Raw genomic sequence first — 887 nt, 5'->3', positions numbered from 1 at the left:
GACCAGCACGATGCCGTGGGGCTGGCGGATCAGGTGATCGAGTCTGGCCAGCACCTGCGCGTCCATGCCGAGGGTTTCCAGGTGCAGACGCCCGGCCTGTTTGTCGAGCAAGCGCATCACCACCCGCTCGCCATGCCCGGTGGGCACGGTCGACACGCGAATATCGATCGGCCGCCCGGCCACGCGCAACGCGATACGACCGTCCTGTGGCAGGCGTTTTTCGGCGATGTCGAGCTGGGCCATGATCTTGATCCGCGACACCAGCGCACCGTGCAGCGCCTTGCGCGGCGAAACCACGTCGCGCAACGTGCCATCGACCCGGTAGCGCACCACCGAATGGGTTTCGAACGGTTCGATGTGAATGTCGCTGGCCTCATCGCGGGCGGCCTGGGTGAGCAAGGCGTTGATCATGCGGATCACCGGCGCGCCGTCCTGGGTGTCGAGCAGGTCGGTGATTTCCGGCATGTCCTGCATCAGGCGGTCGAGATCGACTTCGTTTTCTGCTGCGCCGACCACAGCGGCGGCGCTGCCGGTGTCGGCGTAGGCCGTGGCGAGCAGGCCATCGAGTTCGTCGTCGCGCACGCGCTTGAGCGACGTTTCACCGAACTGGCGCCGCACCTCGCTGATCGACCAGCCGGGCGTCGATGGGCACACCGTCAGCACGCCGTCGCACAACAAAATACGCTGGGCCTTGGCCCAGGCGTAGGGCAGTGAACTCATCTACACCCTCCCCCCATGGCAATACAATCTCGTGTAGGAGCTGCCGCAGGCTGCGGTCTTTTGATCTTGATCTTCAGCGACATTGAAAAAAGCCAAAGCAAAAGATCGCAGCCTTCGGCAGCTCCTACAGGTTCGGTGTCGTTCCCCATTCCTGTGGCGAGGGAGCT

At 63.9% G+C, this 887-nt stretch carries 1 protein-coding gene; it reads right to left on the bottom strand.

The annotated features are described in order from the left end of the window. The coding region (locus DBR18_RS29095) for a GspE/PulE family protein (RefSeq protein WP_256588682.1) at window positions 1-720 on the bottom strand (720 nt) is incomplete at its 3' end. Window positions 721-887 lie beyond the last annotated feature (167 nt).

It is taken from the genome of Pseudomonas sp. HMWF021, from assembly GCF_003061005.1.
GTDB lineage: Bacteria > Pseudomonadota > Gammaproteobacteria > Pseudomonadales > Pseudomonadaceae > Aquipseudomonas.
Note: the sequence above shows the minus strand (reverse complement) of the source record. Positions and strands in the feature narration are given on the sequence as shown.